14 protein-coding genes are annotated in these 17,492 nt (G+C 44.9%); 8 read left to right on the top strand and 6 right to left on the bottom strand.

Annotation, left to right across the window (positions count from 1 at the left end; genetic code table 11):
* The first annotated feature begins 116 nt into the window (after positions 1-116).
* The 6 genes from OEY58_06375 (at position 117) to OEY58_06350 (ending at position 7,906) form a co-directional block, all read left to right on the top strand.
* A complete protein-coding gene (locus OEY58_06375; GenBank protein MDH5325069.1) occupies positions 117-2,432 on the top strand; it encodes an ATP-binding protein in 2,316 nt (771 codons plus the stop codon).
* 226 nt (positions 2,433-2,658) lie between these two features.
* Positions 2,659-4,212, top strand: coding sequence for a histidine kinase (locus OEY58_06370; GenBank protein MDH5325068.1), 1,554 nt, complete (start codon positions 2,659-2,661; stop codon positions 4,210-4,212).
* Positions 4,209-4,853, top strand: a complete 645-nt coding sequence (locus OEY58_06365) for a response regulator (protein MDH5325067.1) — start codon at positions 4,209-4,211, stop codon at positions 4,851-4,853. The genes OEY58_06370 and OEY58_06365 overlap by 4 nt, the downstream gene beginning before the upstream one ends.
* A 12-nt stretch (positions 4,854-4,865) precedes the next feature.
* Entirely contained in the window at positions 4,866-5,330 is a 465-nt protein-coding gene (locus OEY58_06360; GenBank protein MDH5325066.1) for a rhodanese-like domain-containing protein, read from the top strand.
* Between the two features lie 310 nt (positions 5,331-5,640).
* A complete protein-coding gene (locus OEY58_06355) occupies positions 5,641-6,348 on the top strand; it encodes a response regulator transcription factor (protein MDH5325065.1) in 708 nt (235 codons plus the stop codon).
* Positions 6,329-7,906 carry a HAMP domain-containing histidine kinase gene (locus OEY58_06350; GenBank protein ID MDH5325064.1) on the top strand — a complete coding sequence of 526 codons (1,578 nt, stop codon included), beginning with the start codon at positions 6,329-6,331 and terminating at the stop codon, positions 7,904-7,906. The genes OEY58_06355 and OEY58_06350 overlap by 20 nt, the downstream gene beginning before the upstream one ends.
* Positions 7,907-7,937: 31 nt before the next feature.
* Here OEY58_06350 and OEY58_06345 read toward each other — a convergent pair whose 3' ends face one another.
* Complete coding sequence (locus OEY58_06345; protein MDH5325063.1) at positions 7,938-8,093, bottom strand: hypothetical protein; 156 nt, start codon at positions 8,091-8,093, stop codon at positions 7,938-7,940.
* A 182-nt stretch (positions 8,094-8,275) separates the two neighbouring features.
* Between OEY58_06345 and OEY58_06340 the strand changes: the two genes are divergently transcribed.
* A complete protein-coding gene (locus OEY58_06340; GenBank protein MDH5325062.1) occupies positions 8,276-9,769 on the top strand; it encodes a rhomboid family intramembrane serine protease in 1,494 nt (497 codons plus the stop codon).
* A 13-nt stretch (positions 9,770-9,782) separates the two neighbouring features.
* On the opposite strand, the gene OEY58_06335 is transcribed toward OEY58_06340, so the two are convergent.
* The 3 genes from OEY58_06335 to OEY58_06325 form a co-directional block, all read right to left on the bottom strand.
* Positions 9,783-11,222: a DUF4013 domain-containing protein gene (locus OEY58_06335; GenBank protein MDH5325061.1), complete on the bottom strand. Its 1,440-nt coding sequence runs from the start codon at positions 11,220-11,222 to the stop codon at positions 9,783-9,785.
* 185 nt (positions 11,223-11,407) lie between these two features.
* The gene (locus OEY58_06330; GenBank protein MDH5325060.1) at positions 11,408-12,877 is read right to left on the bottom strand and encodes a HAMP domain-containing histidine kinase; all 1,470 of its coding nucleotides are present in this window, start codon (positions 12,875-12,877) and stop codon (positions 11,408-11,410) included.
* Positions 12,874-13,227 carry a hypothetical protein gene (locus tag OEY58_06325; GenBank protein MDH5325059.1) on the bottom strand — a complete coding sequence of 118 codons (354 nt, stop codon included), beginning with the start codon at positions 13,225-13,227 and terminating at the stop codon, positions 12,874-12,876. The genes OEY58_06330 and OEY58_06325 overlap by 4 nt, the downstream gene beginning before the upstream one ends.
* A 299-nt stretch (positions 13,228-13,526) precedes the next feature.
* Here OEY58_06325 and OEY58_06320 point away from each other — a divergent pair, with 299 nt between their 5' ends.
* Positions 13,527-14,180, top strand: coding sequence for a spondin domain-containing protein (locus OEY58_06320; protein MDH5325058.1), 654 nt, complete (start codon positions 13,527-13,529; stop codon positions 14,178-14,180).
* Positions 14,181-14,390: 210 nt separating this feature from the next.
* Here the strand turns inward: OEY58_06320 and OEY58_06315 are convergent, their stop codons facing one another.
* Together OEY58_06315 and OEY58_06310 are read right to left on the bottom strand one after the other, a co-directional pair.
* Positions 14,391-14,726 carry a DUF2892 domain-containing protein gene (locus tag OEY58_06315; GenBank protein ID MDH5325057.1) on the bottom strand — a complete coding sequence of 112 codons (336 nt, stop codon included), beginning with the start codon at positions 14,724-14,726 and terminating at the stop codon, positions 14,391-14,393.
* A gap of 370 nt (positions 14,727-15,096) precedes the next feature.
* The gene (locus OEY58_06310) at positions 15,097-17,460 is read right to left on the bottom strand and encodes an EAL domain-containing protein (protein ID MDH5325056.1); all 2,364 of its coding nucleotides are present in this window, start codon (positions 17,458-17,460) and stop codon (positions 15,097-15,099) included.
* Positions 17,461-17,492 lie beyond the last annotated feature (32 nt).

Below are 17,492 nucleotides of genomic sequence, written 5' to 3'. Positions count from 1 at the left end.
GTTTTTAAGAAACACCATTACCCAATTTGTAGAATAAAGAGACACAAATGGGAGGCACTGATTTTTGTTGCGATTGGGGTAAAAACAAGCGAATTTTGTTACGGATTTGTTAAAAAATGCTAATCAAAACCAAGAGTATAAAATTCCGTTTAATGGCTCTGTTTTTTGTGCTGGTCATACTACCGGGAACTTTCGGCGCGACCATCAGTTATCATTACGCCACAAGCGCACTGAAAAAAGAAATCATTGACAGCTTGAAAACAATTGCTCAAAGTAATCTCCGTTCTGTAAAAAACCAGATCAGTGAACGAAAAGAACATGCGTTCCTGTTAAGCAAAACCCCATCTCTTGTTACCTTTTTTGAAACTCTACATAGAACGAAAAGTAAAACCGATGAAATACTCCCCTCATCTCTTAAAAACTATTTAACCGCACATACCAAATACGGTAGTTTTAACGGCCTGTTTCTTATCGATTCCCGTGGAAACATTATTCATTCAAATTTACAGGACGGCAATACCTCGACAAATCTTTTGACTGGAAAATATAGAGATTCCGAACTCGCAAAAGCCTATCGACTTTCCACGGACAACGAAAAACCGTATGTTTCTTCATTTGCGCTATACCCCCCATCCAATAAAGTGTCTGCATTTGTAGTAGCACCGGTGTTCAATCCAACAGGACAACATATTGGATCAGTTGGCATACAAATCAACGCCAACTCAATTTACGAAGCCACCCTACAACTTGGGCTTGGCCAAAGCGGCGAAGTTATTTTCACTGCTCAGGACAAACACCATGCGGTTTTTCTGAGCAAACTTAAACAGGACTTGGAAGCCAAATTCCAAAAAATCTCCTTTGGCTCTCATTCCGGACTTCCTATTCAGCTGGCTGCCAGCGGTGAGTCCGGGTCCGGTATTCATGAAGATTACCGCGGCAACACCGTCATCGCCCATTGGAAATATATACCGGAAACAGGTTGGGGTATCGTCGTGAAAATAGATGAAGACGAAGCCATGGCTCCTGTGCGCACCTTGACCCTGTGGTACCTGTTATTAGCAGTAATCAGTATTGTTCTAATGTTTCTTTCCCTAAGGTATGCATCCAATACGTTAGTAAGCCCAATACAAAGATTAATCGATACTACTCGACAAATGTCATCAGGAAATTCTCTGATTCGTGCTTGTGCACATCCGCATGATTCCAGTGAAATTACCGAACTTTGCGTTAGCTTTAATGAGTTCTGCGATAACAGGGACAGAGTAAATAGTGACATCGAAGCTGCTCAGAAAAAATTGGATATGATAATCTCTTATGCTTCCCAAGGCATCATTACCATAGACGAAAACCACAAAATCATTCTATTTAACAGCGAATGTGAGAAGTTATTTGGGTATACCGCCGAAGAAGTAATGGGTAAAGACCTGAATGTTTTAGTACCGCACATGTTTAAAGCCGGCCACAAATTGCGGGTAGATCGTTTTTTACAACAGGAAGAGCGCGTTCTCAAATCCGATCTGCGCGATGTGAAAGTCATGGGACTGAAGAAAAATGGCTACAGCTTCCCTATAGAAGCATCTATTTCGAAAATTAAAGTTGCTAACAAATGGATTATTACCGCATTCATAACCGATATTACTGAGCGAATTCAGGCTAGAGATCAGCTGATTCAATCGAAAAATGATGCTGTACGCGCAAATCATGCGAAATCTGCGTTCCTGGCCAACATGTCCCATGAGTTACGCACCCCATTACACGGCATATTAAGCTTTGCAAAATTTGGAATGAAAAAGTCCGGTAATATGACAGCCGAGAAAAGCACGTCTTACTTTGAACAGATTCATTCCAGTGGCAATCGCTTATTGTATTTGTTGAACGACATATTGGACTTAGCGAAACTTGAGGCCGGGAAAATGGAACTGCGTTTTACTAAGCAATCCTTGACTTCCATAATTGAAACCGCAGTCAAGGAACAAGAGAGCTTAGTAAACGAGAAGAATATGCGGATTCACTTAGACAATGTACTGGTGGACAGCAGTGCAGAAATTGATACACAGCGCATAACCCAGGTTGTTGCTAACCTGCTTTCCAATGCCGTCAAGTTCAACGATAACGGAGGACTCATCACCATCACGCTCACCAAAGTAATGTCGCACAATGCCTCTTACTTTTGTTTCAGCATTAAAGATGAGGGAGCCGGGATCCCTGAGGATGAGTTGGAACATATTTTTGGAAAGTTCAACCAAAGCATGAACACTGTTTCCGGGGTGCACGGCACAGGCTTGGGGTTGCCCATTTCCCGGGAAATTGTCAATGCTCACCATGGACGTATCTGGGCCGAAAACCATCCTGATGGGGGTGCTTGGTTTCGCTTCGAAATACCCGTTGAACAGCCCAAACCGGAACAGCTGCCCATATCACGCAATGCGTGAGGAGTCACGCCCGTCCCCTATGCTTAAAGCTCAGCTTAAGCGTCTACTTTTCAAGCTAATTTTGATATGATGCGCCTGCATTAGAAGAAAACGACTTCCTTAATTGATCCAATTTGGCGCTAATACAACACTCGTGTCTCACTGGCAGCTAAAACGAAAGTTAACAGAAAATCAGTTATTTGCTCCGCTTTTTGGCGTAGGGCTACTACTGCTGGTGTGCTTTTGTTTGAGTCTGGCCATATGGCTGTTCCCGGATTTACAAGCATGGCTCGCACCGCTGCTAATTCTCTGTATTTTTATGGGGTTTTTACTTTTGTACCGCACTCAAACCTGGATCAATCAGAGTTTGTTAAAGCCACTGGCAAACTTGAAACAATGGGCCTTAAATATGCGTGACGGAAATTTGTCCGCCCAAATCAGTATGCCGGAAAATGGCGAATTCGCCGGCTTAGCCCGCGACATCAATGATCTTGGTGAGTCTTTGCGTTCCTTGACGCGTGAGATGGACGAAAAAGTCCACTATCAGACCCGTCGCTTGCAACAAAAGTCCTATTCTTTGGAAATTCTGTACGATGTCGCGGCCAGCAGTAACACCGCACGGGATGTAAATGAATTGTTAGTACGATACCTGGAAACCATGGCAAACATACTGGACGCCCATGCCGCCACCGTACGCCTGATCAGCCAGGACAATCACCTAATGATGATAGGCAGCACCTCTTTAGACCCTGTCGACGATAAAGAAGTATCCGTACCTATCGAACGCTGTCTTTGCGCGCAAAACTATTCGGATGGCGTTATTATCTGTAAAAACAAACGGCAATTATGCGGTAATCTACTGTACAAATCCTTACCCTACGGCGCCCTGACCATCGCGATTGCAATTCCGCTGCAATACGGTAATCGCACACTGGGCTTGTATAATCTCTTTGTTGAAGACGAAGATGCCAGTAAAAACGAGGACATTATTAATATTCTTACCAACATTGGTCAGCACTTGAGCTTGGCGATAGAAAAAGCCCGCTTGGACGACGATACCCGCCGCCTTACCATTATGCAAGAACGTACCATGCTGGCTCACGAATTACACGACTCTCTCGCACAGACGCTGGCCAGCTTACGCTTTCGTGTCAGCCTTTTGAGTAAAAGTCTGCGTACAAATACCCTTGATAATGCCATGCAGGAAATTGATCAGCTTAAAAATGGCCTGGACGAGGCCAATAGCGAACTGCGTGAACTGGTATCACATTTCCGGGTACGAATGGATGAACGCGGGCTCATTCCCGCCACCGAGAATCTCGTTGAACGCTTTAAAAAAGAATGTGACATCGCCGTGTTTTTCCAAAATGAATGTCAAATTGTTAAACTTCCCCCCATGGTCGAGGTACACGTATTACACATTATCCAGGAATGCCTCACCAACATTCGTAAACACAGTCAGGCAAAAAATGTCAGAATTCTGGTTCGCTGCGACGAAGATGGACAGTTCCATGTCTTAATTGAAGACGATGGTCAAGGTATACAACTACGCAAACAAAGCGCCCAACCCGGCGAACATGTGGGGCTAACTATTATGGAAGAACGAGCTCAACGCATAGGCGGTAGTTTGTCAATAGAAAGTGAGCCGGGTGAAGGCACTCGCATCGAACTGGATTTCAATATATTAAAACCGCGCCTTAGTAAATCCACTGTGACGACACCCTCGTTTCCCAGTGCTCCACCGGATCCCTACGCTGATTCCCTGCCTAAAGATTCGAGCCAAGAGCAACCCAAATCATGAGAGTATTCTTGATTGATGACCACACATTGTTTCGCATGGGGCTGAAAGGGCTGCTGGAAAACAGTGGTATTGAGGTGATTGGGACCGCCAGCAATGGCCAGGAAGGCTTGAGCCGTTCAACGGAATTGCAAGCCGACGTCATCCTGTTGGATATGCGCCTACCGGATATGGATGGTTTGTCAGTATTGACCGAACTGCGTAACCGAGGAATAAGCGTCCCCATCGCCATACTCACTACCAGTGACGATGAAACCGACCTGGTTTCCTGTTTGCGCAGCGGTGCCCAAGGCTACTTACTCAAAGACATGGACCCGGAAGATTTGGTCGCCGCTTTACATAAAATTGTGGAAGGCGAATCTGTCATTGCCCCGCAACTGGCCGGCACTTTAGCCCGAGCCCTGCAAGACAAGCCAACTCCACAACCCGCAGATACGCCTTTGTCCGAACTAACGCCCAGAGAGCGGGAGATTATCAGTCATTTGGCGGAAGGCCAAAGCAACAAAGCCATCGCCCGGGATTTAGGCATTTCAGACGGAACCGTAAAGCTGCATGTAAAAGCCATTTTGCGAAAACTAGATGTCCGCTCCCGGGTGGAAGCCGCTGTCATCGCAGTGGAACAGGGGTTGGGCCGCAAGAAATGACGGGATATGGAAATGAAAACATTTAATCAACTTATAGAAGACTGCCTTGGGTTGGGCGTTAAAGAACTGTTCCCATGGGATTTAGAGGAGGAACTCAGTGCCCGCAACGACATTTTAATCATCGACATACGCGAACCCTATGAGTATGAAGCCATGCGAATACAAAACTCCATTAACGTACCCAGAGGCATATTGGAGGCGGCCTGCGAATACGATTATGAAGACACCGTACCGGAATTGGCCGTCGGTAGAGACCAAAACATTGTGGTGGTTTGTCGCTCCGGCAACCGCAGTGTACTGGCTTGTCACACCATGCAACTGATGGGTTTTCAAAACGTTCGCTCACTGAAAACCGGTCTGCGCGGCTGGAATGATTACGAACAACCCCTGATCAACGCTGAAGGCACTGATGTAGACATTGATTATGCAGATGAATATTTTGCCACCCGGCTCAAACCGGAACAAATGAAGCCATAAGATAGAACCCGAAAATCAATGCTTGACACCCGGGCTTCCAACCTCACGCGCCTTCCCATACAGTGACAGGGAGAAAACTGGAAATATTGGGAATATTTCCACGGTTTGCAACGATGCCCCAGTGACGATTTTATTCTCAATTAAGCCATTCACGGCTTGGATCTGAGGTTCACTAAAGGTAATCCGTAACATTTCACCCACTAATGAGTCTACCTGGCAGGGGTTGTGAGGATTTTGTGATTTTTTCCATTGTATCCTATAACCCTGAGCATAAATTCTTGTTTTAAAAGCTTTACCGATGACACAGCAAATGAGACAAATCCTCTTAATCGAAGATAACCCGGACATCTCGAATCTGGTCGCTCTACATTTACAGGATATGGGCAACAGCGTTGACACCTCGTTCAATGGAACCGAAGGGCTTAAGCGGGCTATCGCCAAACCCTACGACCTGATCATTCTGGACTTGATGTTGCCTGGCCTGGACGGTATAGAGATCTGTAAGCGACTGAGAAACCAGGAGAATTACACTCCAATTCTTATGCTCACTGCAAAAAGCACAGAGTTGGACCGGGTGTTGGGCCTGGAAATGGGCGCAGACGATTACCTCACCAAACCCTTTAGTGTCAGAGAATTGCTGGCCCGGGTTAAGGCCATTTTTCGACGAGTTGACGCCCTGCACATTGAAAAACCCAATCATATGGACACGCAAACCGTGAGTTTTGGTGAATTACACATCGATGCGGACAGACGTCTGGTTCAATTAAGCGACCGAATTGTGGAGTTAACAGCCAAAGAATTCGATTTACTCTGGCATTTCGCCAAACATCCGGGACAAGTGTTCAATCGTAACCAACTCCTGGACAGTGTATGGGGCTATGGGCATGACGGATACGAACATACGGTTAACTCCCATATCAACCGTTTGCGCGCCAAAATCGAGAGTAAACCGTCTGAACCCGGCTTTATTCTCACGGTGTGGGGCGTAGGATACAAATTTGCGGAACGCAGCGCCTAACTCCGGGACAGAGCACACATCCACCATGTTCTCTATATTCTCCACGCTTCAAAAAAAGCTATCACTCATCTTATTTGCAGTACTCACCATAGTAGGCTCGCTGGTGTTTTATCTGGTGCTGTACGCCACAGACATGTACCAACAGGAACTCAGCCAGAAACTCAATGCCACCCTGGCCCAACACATTGTAAGTGAAGACCTGTTAAATAAAGAAGGCGATATTAATCAGGAAGCCATGAAACAGATTATTCACATGCTCATGGTTATAAACCCCAGCATAGAAGTCTATGTACTGGATGCGACAGGTCAATTATTGGCTTTCTCCGCCCCGCAAGGTAAAGTCAAACTGAAACAAGTGGACTTAAAACCAATAAAAGCTTTTATAAAATCTCAGTTTCGCTATCCCTTTTTTGGCCAAGATCCGCGTAATCCAGAGCAGAATAAAATTTTCTCCGCAGCTCAAATCCCCCCCAGCGGAGAACCGGAAGGTTATGTCTACGTTATCCTGGCCAGCGAAGCCTACGAGAGCGTTGCCCACATGATTAAGGACAGTTATATTTTACGCTATAGCTTTGGAGCGCTGCTATTTAGTTTGGTTCTGGCACTTATATCCGGCCTGGTGCTATTAACACCTATTACCCGACGCCTAACCCGCCTCTCGCGAATCATGACGGCATTCTCTGACAATACACATTCACGTGGCAACAACCCACCCAATCGCTATCTTACCACTGGAAAACAAGACGAAATTGAGACTCTAGGCAAAAGCTTTAACGCTATGGCAGAGCGAATAGAAGCACAAATGTCACAACTAAAACAAAATGACGCCAAACGCCGTGAACTCATCGCCAATGTTTCCCACGACTTACGCACTCCCTTAACCTCGCTGCACGGTTACTTGGAAACCCTATTGCTTAAACAGGACCAACTGCCGGAACAGCAACGCATGGAATATTTACGCATTGCCACCGCGCACAGTGAAAGACTGAATCAACTTATTGCTGAACTATTTGAACTGGCCAAACTGGACTCCGTGGAAACCCTTCTAAACGTAGAACCTTTCTCATTGGCGGAACTGATTCAGGATGTGGTGTATAAATACAAACTTGCAGCGGATGAACGAGGCATCGAACTTCGTACTTTGTTTGGTGGTGAACTACCTTTTGTCTATGGCGATATTGCGTTGATACAAAGGGTATTGGAAAACCTGATTGATAACGCAATGCGCTACACCCCGAAACATGGAAAAATTACGGTGGCTCTCACCCCGGCTCAGGAAAACATTTCCGTTACCATATCCGATACCGGCTGCGGAATACCCGCAGAGGAATTGCCGCATATTTTTGATCGTTTTTACCGAATTCAAAAAAACCGCGAAAACGATGCCCAAGCCACCAAAAACAACAGCAGCAATACCGGCAATAATTACAATTCCGGCTTGGGTCTCGCCATCACCAAGCGTATTTTGGCCTTACATAACAGCCAAATCAAAGCCGCCAGCACATTGGAAAAAGGTACTTCATTTAGTTTTAAACTGGCGGCTTGCTCGGCAAACTAGACCGAACAAACCGATAAGATCACCGCTAAAATCAAGGCGCGTCCAAATCCCCATCATAGACGACCAATTCGGATTCAGCGCTCATGTTGCCTGACCCCGGTAATGCAACGGACATTACCATAAAACCCAAAGCCAAAAGTAACAGCACCACCGCCAGGATTGCAGATCTCTCTTTCATATCATTCATAACAATTCTCCTCAGTCTCACTGCAATATTTATCGGACTGGCGCTGAGTCGCTTTAAAAAAATTGACGCAGTTCACATAAAAATTGAATTGACTGAAAAATCAACAAAATAGTACCGCTAAAGCGATTCGCTCAGCTGCCGCCATTTGTAGTACACTCACCGCTTTTAGAAGGGGAAGCGAATTGTTAATCGTTCCGTTTTATAAAAAAATAGACTGGAAAAACCCACCGTTGATCACGCTTTTTTTGGTGATAACAAACTGCCTGGTTTTTTTGTTCATACAGAATAACGACGACGATCACTACGAATCCGCTGTACAATATTATGTGGACTCCGAACTGCCACAATTGGAGTTCCCGTTGTACTTGCAACACTTGGAAAATACCCTGCAACTAAAACTATTGAATAAATTTCGACCAGCCGTTAGCCAGGAAAACAAGCGCGCCTATCCCTATATCTACATTTCCATGGATCAAGATCCTGAATTTGCACAAAAAATATTCAAAAACACGTTATTTACAGAGGACCACCCCAACTACGCTCAATGGGTGTCCTTAAGACACCAGCTCAACATCCGGCTGCAAAAGGTGGTATGGAAAAACTATGGTTTAGTACCTTCACAACCCACAGCCACCACGCTGTTCAGCCATATGTTTTTACACGGCGATTTTGGACATCTGCTCGGTAATATGCTGTTTCTGTTTGTTTTGGGTTTTGTGGTGGAGTCCATTTTGGGTAAGGGCACATTCTTGGGATTGTATATGCTGGCCGGGCTGGCGTCAGGTACGCTGGATGTGCTGGTCAACCCCAACAGTTTGACAGTGTCCATCGGCGCCTCAGGTGCCATCGCCGGAATCATGGGAATGTATACAGTGCTCTTTGGGTTGCGAAAAATTAACTTTTTCTATTTTGCATTCGTCTATTTTGACTATGTAAAAGCACCGGCAATTATTCTGCTGCCCTTGTGGTTGGGGTTTGAAATTTACAACTACGCCTTCAGTGACACTAATGTGAATTATCTGGCGCATATCGGTGGTTTGGTCAGCGGGACGGTCCTTGCATTCATCGTAAAACGATACACGGACCTTACCAACGAGGCCTACATGGACGAATCGGAAAAAACAGCTTCTTTCTCACAACGTTTTGAAGAGGGCATGGATCAGCTAGGCAGTATGAAGTACGCCAAAGCACGGCAGATATTTCTAACACTCCACTCGGAAGAACCGAACAACATCCAAGTCCTGCAACAACTGTACAATATCAGCAAACACAACCCACCGGAAAATATGGAGTACCAACAATATGCTCAGCAAATATTTTTAAAATGTGACCCATCGCACGCCAACTTGGTACTGGACACATTTCGGGACTACGTAAAACGCAGCCGGAAGAATGTGCGCATCCCGCCGGATACTTTGTTGAAATTAGCCAAACTGTTTGTAAAATCCGACCAATTGGCGGAAGCGGAAATGATCGTTGCATCCCTGTTACAGCAGGCAATACAACAGAAAAAATCTTTAACCGGTTTGGCACAGACGGTACTAAATCTAACTTATGCCCTGCACAAAAAAGGTCAGTCGCAGAAATGTCGTCGCTACCTTACCGCTTTAATTACCCACTTTTCCGGCCAACCGGAAGCCACGGAAGCCAAAGTCCTGTTAGAGCGCATTAACTAATAACAACAACCTTCTATTTTGTTTGCTTCATTTGCATCACTGTATTTACCACTTTACTGTACTTGGAGATGTCTCCGGATTGAGGGTGGTTTTGATAGTGACTATTGAGGAAACTCAGTATTTTCATCGCCTGTTGCTCTTTTTCCAAGTCTTCACACAAAATTGCAGCGGCAAGCAAATACAACTGGGGAATCTGTATATGATTGGTAAAGCGGTTGTGAAAACCGTTGATGAGTGTCACCGCGGCCACAAAATCACGCTTTTCTCTGAGCACCGAAGCCAGTGCAAAATATTTATCCGGATCGCTGGGAAAAAAACTTTTATCCAAAACTGCACAACGTTTAAAAACTTCAGACGCCCGGGAATAATTGTTTGCCGCCAAAAGCATATTTATATACTCTCGTCCATGGCGAATCAGTTCCTGTTGGTCGCCGCTGTGTACCAGCAAATTGTGGTAAATATCGTGTAACTTGGGATCGCTGTTAATCTGGTTCAGTTCACCTCGAACACGGTTCAGGGCATCGGCCTGCCGCCCCTCCTTTATGAGAATACCAATTTCATTCATTATGCCGCTTTGGTTTGTCGTAGCGGTTGTTTTCTTTTGTTCCCCAAATTGTCGATCCACATCTAAATTTACCTGGTAATCCAATTCCTCATGATATTGAAAAATCACATACCCCATCATATGATACATAATCAACGTAAAATACATATATGTCGCAAACTGGATAAAGGTAAGGAAAGGCAGATTACTGGAAGCAATAATAGCATCCAAGGTGGCATAAGAAGCATTTACCAGCAGCAGAAAGACATACAGTATTATGTAAGGAAACCCGATTCTTTTAATCATGCCTAGCAACATCGCCGGGTTGACGGCGCTGAAAAAACTCTCTTCCACTGCCAATACCATCACGCTCGCCGGTAAAGTGAAAAGCACAAAGGCCAACATGAGAAAACCGCCCGGGCGCCCCATCAGAACCCCGGCAAAAGTTACAGCAAAACCCATTACAACGAAAACCAGAAATTGCTTAATGGGCAAAACCAAACCTTCGGTAAAAGTCGACAAACCCGCGTCCGGAGGATCAAATTTCCCTTGTGCCGTAGTCTCCAATACCAGCATGGAATAACGTAAAAAGCCTAGTGAAAACAGCAGCAAAAATAACAACCCAAATATAAATTGGGACAAGATGGAAATACCTACGGAGGCAATGACGATAAAGATTAACGTTTTGGCATTTGCGGGGTACAAAAAAAACTGAGGAATACATTTCCAAAACGGAGGAATAAAATTACCGGCGTGGACTTGGTCCAAACGCTCCTTACAAATGGGACATTGAGCCTCATTCAAGCGCAGATCTGTTTTTGCGCAACCTCCACAAAAGGCAACCTGACAGCTGTGACATTCCCACCGAGCCGATAGACTGGGATGATATTTACAGGAAATTTCTGGCATGAACGAATCCTATTCCAGGCGTCTACCGCAAACCACATACGCTTTTGATGTTAGTTGAATTTAAAAGTTTATTCCTATAAAACCATATTTACTTCTATGGAACAAGCTCGACTGTAAAAAAGACATACCTCGGAATCAACCGACGCTACATTGGTACAAAATTTCCCTGCAGTCGACTCTATCTACTACTCGCTCAGCCCGACCCTGATCGGAGCGACCACGGGACAAAACTCTCCCAAGCTGCTCGGCAAAATCACCGTAAAACGGGTCCCCTGCCCCTTAACACTCTCTACGGATATTTCTCCGCCCAACAATTCTGTCAACCGCCGGCATATGGATAATCCCAATCCCGTCCCGTTGTATTTTCTAGTCAGGGTATTGTCTTCCTGGACAAAGGGATCGAACATGCGCTGTATATTGCTTGAGTCCATTCCAATTCCGGTGTCGCTGATACACACGACAACACAGTTGATGCCATTTTTTGTCTGTTTTAGTAATTGAACGGTAATCGTCCCATTCTTCGTAAATTTACAGGCATTGCCTAATAGATTGATGAGTATTTGCCGCACCTTGGTCAGATCGGAATTCATTTCTACTGCCCCGGCACTATTTTCAATAAGCAGCCTATTATTGTTCTGCCGGGCCAGGGGAATAAAGGTGAATTCCAATTCTTCGAGCAATCCCTCCAGATCAAAATGCTCTAAATGGACTACCATTTTCCCTGCTTCAATTTTGGACAGATCCAGCAGTTCATTAATCAAACTCAGTAAATTTCTACCGGATCCGGCAATTTTTTGTAAATCCTCTGTGTAACCCTGGTCACCACGATCGACAGCCTGCTCCAACATAATTTCGCTATAACCGATGATGGCATTTAAAGGTGTCCGCAGTTCATGGGACATGGTAGCCAGAAAGTCGCTTTTAGCACGGTTTGCCGTTTTTGCTTCCTGTGCCGCTTCCCATAACCGCTGGTGTTGCTGGTTCATATTAATAACCATCAAATTAAAAAACTCTGCCAGATGACCAAATTCATCCTTCCGATCAGTATCCAAACACACATCGGTTTTTCCTGATGCAATGGATTCAGTGGCTTCCACTAAAGACTTCAGTGGTTTGTACAACCATTTGCGAATGGACACCACTAAAAAAATGGAAAAAACAACCAATACTGATAATACAAAAAACAGAATATCCTTTTTTTGCCGTAATAACTCTTTATGCTGCGGTTGATGGTATGAGGTAATGCTCACCAGTGAGTTTTCAAATTGATCCGTTCGATTACCGAAATCCAGCGTCCGAGTAAGAGACACAAACGTGTCAGTGGGAATGCGGGACTGTAGATGATAATTTGGAGCTTCGACCTCTATGGCAACAAACCCCAAATCTTCGGCAACCTTATTGATAATGTCGCCTTTGTCAATTTCACTCAGGTTGGTTTTATTGTACAAAACATTGGCGACCCGATGGTTTAAAGCATCAAGCTTATAAGAAAATATTTCCGAGTGATAGTTGTCCAAAGTAAAGAAAAGAATAATACTGCATATGAATACAATTGGAACAATAATCCAAATAATCTGCGCTGTAATGTTTACAGCAATACTTTGATGCCAACCGGTTTGACCAAACTCATACTTAGATTGAGCAAAAGGACTCATCTTAATCCCACAGCACGGAAAAACGCAATTACGGGGCAAAAAAGCACAATCCCGGAAATCAGCATGCCAAAAGCAAAAAACCAATTGAGAATCCAAAATTCCGGTGGCAGCAGAAAAAATGTCGTGGTGAAAGCGACGGCAATAAACAGGCGTTGGGCCCGCTCGGCATCAAATCCAATTCTGTAATCCTGTCGCGGCGGTTTGTCGAAGCTGGACATATCCTGCCCAAGCTTTTTTCGCACATTCGTCACCAGAATGTTCACACGCAGATTGCTTAGCCCCTCAAACAAAGCCATTACAATCAGAACATACGCTAAAAAATGAAACTCGGTGTACAGCAGCACCAACATGGAAGTTCCTACAATCATCCTGTAAGTGTGTTCAGACATTGGGAAGGTTCCATTAATCAGGCATACCAAAGGTATCGGCAAATGTGGCAGATTCTTTAACAGATCAGGTATGTGATCACATAGCAATCAAACAGTTATCCAGCCTCTCCTTGTGACGATTTAAATCTTCAGCACAACAACGGCCCTGTGACTAAATTGTGAAACTTCCGTGACGTCGCGGTGAGCCTTTATCTTCAATATCCCTGACTGATGTAGTTGCACCAACCCAATCTCTAAACAAGCATTCAAGGAGAGCACAAATGAAAAAAACCATAAAAACCAGCATGATTGGTTTATGTTTGGCAACCGGACTTAGCAGCTTTACCGCTCTGGCAGATTCTGAGTCCATGTATGCTGTCACTATCACCAACATTACTTCAGGGCAAACTATCACGCCAATCCTGGTAACCACTCACAAAAAAGCCGGTCAACTTTTCACACTCGGACAACCGGCCACAGCGGAACTGGTGGCTATTGCAGAAAGCGGCAATACCGCACCCCTACAGATGAAACTGGAATCCACCGGCATGTCCTACGATGCCGTTTCCACCGGAGGGCTTCTGGGTCCGGGTGAAAGTGTCACCGTCAATGTCAAAGCCATGGATGAATTTTCCCATATCAGCCTGGCAGGTATGCTGTTACCTACCAATGACGGGTTTATAGCGGTAAATGGAGTGAAAGCTTCCAAGTTCAAACGCATGACTTTACCCGCGTACGATGCCGGTTCGGAAATGAATGACGAGCTTTGCGCGAATATACCCGGCCCACATTGTGGTGGTAGTGCCTTGTCAGCGGAAGATGGTGAAGGTTTTGTACATATACACAGCGGTATACACGGACACGGGGATTTAATGGCCTCCAAATATGATTGGCGGAATCCAGCCATCATGGTCACTATTAAGCGAATGAAGTAAATAACAATAAAGATAAGTTCTTTAAGCGTTCATTTAAACGCTCCTTAAACACCGGCACTCAGGTGCCGGTTTCTTTTGAAATAGCCACACCTTAAAAAACAACATTAAAGACTTTATACTCAAAATGCCTGCGGCCCATGCTCCTACAGCAGCATGGGCCGCGGCCAATCACCAAGGGAACTCAATTACCGTACCCCTGGCCTCACTCGCTCATGCGTGATGAGATCGTTCCAAACTGTGCTCGATCTCACTATCGGGGATAGGATGCCGCCCCAATGCCGCGTCTATTTCGTATGGAAAAGTTCCACATTGATTGCGCTCGGAAGTACCACAGCTTTTGATCCTGAAAACATCATATAGCAAATCCCTGCCGACAATACCCGTCATCAACGGATACACCGCTATTAACATTAAATAGGCATACCAGGGTGAGCTTTGTCCGGAAAACAGGTATACACAGGGTACGCTCACAAATGCGACACCGATAACCACGCGGATGATACGATCCAACCACCCCAGGTTTTGTACAACTTCAAGATTTGCCATAGTGCGTCCTCCGCTAGTTAAACAAGAAAACAACTCCACCTATTCCAGAGTCATTCAACGGTTTCTAAAAGCCTAGCAGCAAAGACTTCATTATATTGGAATGGGTCTAATGAATTTTTGTATTCATGCATAAAGCCAATGAATTATTCCTTAGTAAAATAGTTGGTTTTTTGTTTGGATTGAAATGTTTAGCAATGCTGATTAATTCAATCTGGTGTGACTCAAGATTTGGTTATCAGGCGAGGTTTTTTCAGATATATGAAGCACATAGCGATCGCTAATTAAACTTTTTTAGTCTGGCAAGAATCACATTATGAAACAGGCATATTTGCTAAAAGAATGAGCAGAATTAGTACCAAAAACGATTTAATTATACCAACTCCAATGATTTGGATGGTACAACGGCAACGGTGTATTGATTCAAAGGCTCCGGTTTATGTAAACCATAGCCTTGCAGATAATCAATTTGCATGCGTTTAAGCTTGTACATAGTGACATTATCTTCCACAAACTCAGCTATGGTTTTTAAACCCATAACATGACCTATTTGATTGATGGACTCAACCATAGCGGTACTAATGGGATCGGCCAACATATCCTGCACAAAGCTACCATCAATTTTAAGAAACTCTACAGGAAGATTCTTAAGGTAGTTAAAGGAACTTAAACCGCTTCCAAAATCATCTAATGCAAAACGGAACCCCTGCTGTTTCAATTTGGACATCATTTCTTTTGCGCTGCTCAGATTGGCTACCGCGGCAGTTTCCGTGATCTCAAAACAAATGCTTGTCGGTTCTACCTCAAATTCAAGCTTTTTCTGAATGACGTAATCGTAAAAGCGCCCATCACATAGAGTCTGACCGGATAGATTAATCATCCACAAACATTGATGGTCTTGTTTCAAAGCACTAATCTTGGAAAAAGCGCTTGCCACCACCCAGCGATCGATATCCGGCATGAGATCGTAACGCTCCGCTGCGTGTAAAAAAGTCCGGGGCGGAATAAAATGGCCGTTTTCATCAATCATACGCAAAAGGATTTCTCTACAATCCGGATCGTCGTTGGAATGAGATGTCTTCTGAATCCTCTGGTAAAACAACTCAAAATCACCACTTTTTAAGGCCTGTTGGATTCTGGGCATCCACAACATTTCCGTACGGCGCGCGGCCAGCTCTACATCACCCGGCTGGTAAATGTGATAACGATTGCGTCCCAGGTCCTTGGCAACAAAACAGGCAGTATCAGCCGCACTTAGAATCTCCGCTATCCCACCACTGGCGGAACTCACTTCAACCAAACCGATACTGGCACCGATTTCAAAGGATTTGTCACCCCACACAAAACGATATTGTTTGACCGCCTTGCGCAATACTTCGATAATTTCCAACGCCTTTTTCAGGGGACAACGCAAAAACAGAATACCAAATTCATCACCGCCAAGGCGTGCCAGCGTATCCGTTTTGCGGATCTTTTCGTGGAGCAAGCCGGATATTTGTTTCAATAACTCGTCACCAGCCATGTGACCACAGGTATCATTGACCACCTTAAACAAATCCAAATCCATATACGCCAACACATGATGTTGCTCCGATTGGCGACACAGTTTGAGCGCCTGTTCCAATCGAGCCTCAAATTCACGTCGGTTGATCAACTGTGTTAAGGAATCGTGCGTAGCCTGAAACGCCAGGCGATCCGCCATACCGCGAACCGCTGTCAAATCCCGGAATACTAATACGGCGCCCGTAATACTGCGGTCAGGATCCATCATTGGTGCCGCGGTGTATTCTATGGCGTACTCATCTCCGTTCTCTTTTAGTAGTCGAATACGTTGGTTGCTGTTAACGATATGCGCTTCAACCATGGCTTTGACAACCGGGTTTTCCGCCGGTAATTCCGAATCCGATTCCGGTTTGATGCAAAACACTTGCAACAAAGCATTGCCCCAGGCTTGCTCCAAGGTCCAACCGGTCATATGTTCCGCCGCTTTATTCATAAACCGAATCAGGCCATTATCGTCTGTACTAATAACCCCCTCGCCAATGGAGTCCAACGTCACATGTGCTTGCTCTTTTTCGCGAAACAAACTGGCTTCAAATTTTACTGTACGTTTAACCACAAACACGGCGATGGCCCCGGCCAACAAAACAACCGCCACACTAATCCAGAAAAGCAATTCGCGCATTTTCTGATAGGTGTTGTTCACGTGTTGCAAGTTAAGCTGGTTCAGGTCGGTTTGTGCCTTCTCCAAGCGCTCCAACGCTAAAATCACTTCCTGTCTACTATTGACTGTGGCGCCAAACAATTGTTTTTTTGCATTCTCCAGATCTCCTGCCAGAACTTTCTCCAGCACCTGCTCTTCAAGGCGACTGACTTCTTCCGAATGCTTGATGATTTGTTCCACCAGTGCATTGTGTCGCGGCGGTAGACCCGAATTTTCCAGTGAATGGCGATATTGTTGAAATTGGTGTCGATGGCGCTTGTACTGAGACAGCTCCTGCTCGTGTGAGGATTCTTCTACGGATAGCAAACGATACAACTGACCCGCACTTTCATTTTCCGCGAGTCGCAAAGCACTGATCAAAGCCATACGCTCATTATGGGATGCATTGCCCTGGCGAAGATTCTCTTGGATGGAATCCATCCCGGTTAGACCGAGCAATTGTAAAACCAATATGAGTAGTAAGGTGGAGCCAAAACCCAGTATTAAGCGTTGCCTGATATCATTGGCTTTCATGAAAATATGCCTACTTTACAAATAGATAGGTG

Source organism: Gammaproteobacteria bacterium (assembly GCA_029882975.1).
GTDB lineage: Bacteria > Pseudomonadota > Gammaproteobacteria > SZUA-152 > SZUA-152 > JAJDNG01.
The sequence above is the reverse complement of the archived record's forward strand: the minus strand, read 5'-3'. Positions and strand labels throughout refer to the sequence as shown.

Bases quoted from the DNA above. Each gene is read 5' to 3' on its own strand.
- OEY58_06315 (MDH5325057.1), bottom strand. From the start codon at position 14,726: ATGGCAAATCTTGAAGTTGTACAAAACCTGGGGTGGTTGGATCGTATC.
- OEY58_06330 (MDH5325060.1), bottom strand. From the start codon at position 12,877: ATGAGTCCTTTTGCTCAATCTAAGTATGAGTTTGGTCAAACCGGTTGG.
- OEY58_06360 (MDH5325066.1), top strand. From the start codon at position 4,866: ATGAAAACATTTAATCAACTTATAGAAGACTGCCTTGGGTTGGGCGTT.
- OEY58_06355 (MDH5325065.1), top strand. From the start codon at position 5,641: ATGAGACAAATCCTCTTAATCGAAGATAACCCGGACATCTCGAATCTG.
- OEY58_06310 (MDH5325056.1), bottom strand. From the start codon at position 17,460: ATGAAAGCCAATGATATCAGGCAACGCTTAATACTGGGTTTTGGCTCC.
- OEY58_06345 (MDH5325063.1), bottom strand. From the start codon at position 8,093: ATGAATGATATGAAAGAGAGATCTGCAATCCTGGCGGTGGTGCTGTTA.
- OEY58_06320 (MDH5325058.1), top strand. From the start codon at position 13,527: ATGAAAAAAACCATAAAAACCAGCATGATTGGTTTATGTTTGGCAACC.
- OEY58_06335 (MDH5325061.1), bottom strand. From the start codon at position 11,222: ATGCCAGAAATTTCCTGTAAATATCATCCCAGTCTATCGGCTCGGTGG.
- OEY58_06375 (MDH5325069.1), top strand. From the start codon at position 117: ATGCTAATCAAAACCAAGAGTATAAAATTCCGTTTAATGGCTCTGTTT.
- OEY58_06365 (MDH5325067.1), top strand. From the start codon at position 4,209: ATGAGAGTATTCTTGATTGATGACCACACATTGTTTCGCATGGGGCTG.
- OEY58_06325 (MDH5325059.1), bottom strand. From the start codon at position 13,227: ATGTTGGTGCTGCTGTACACCGAGTTTCATTTTTTAGCGTATGTTCTG.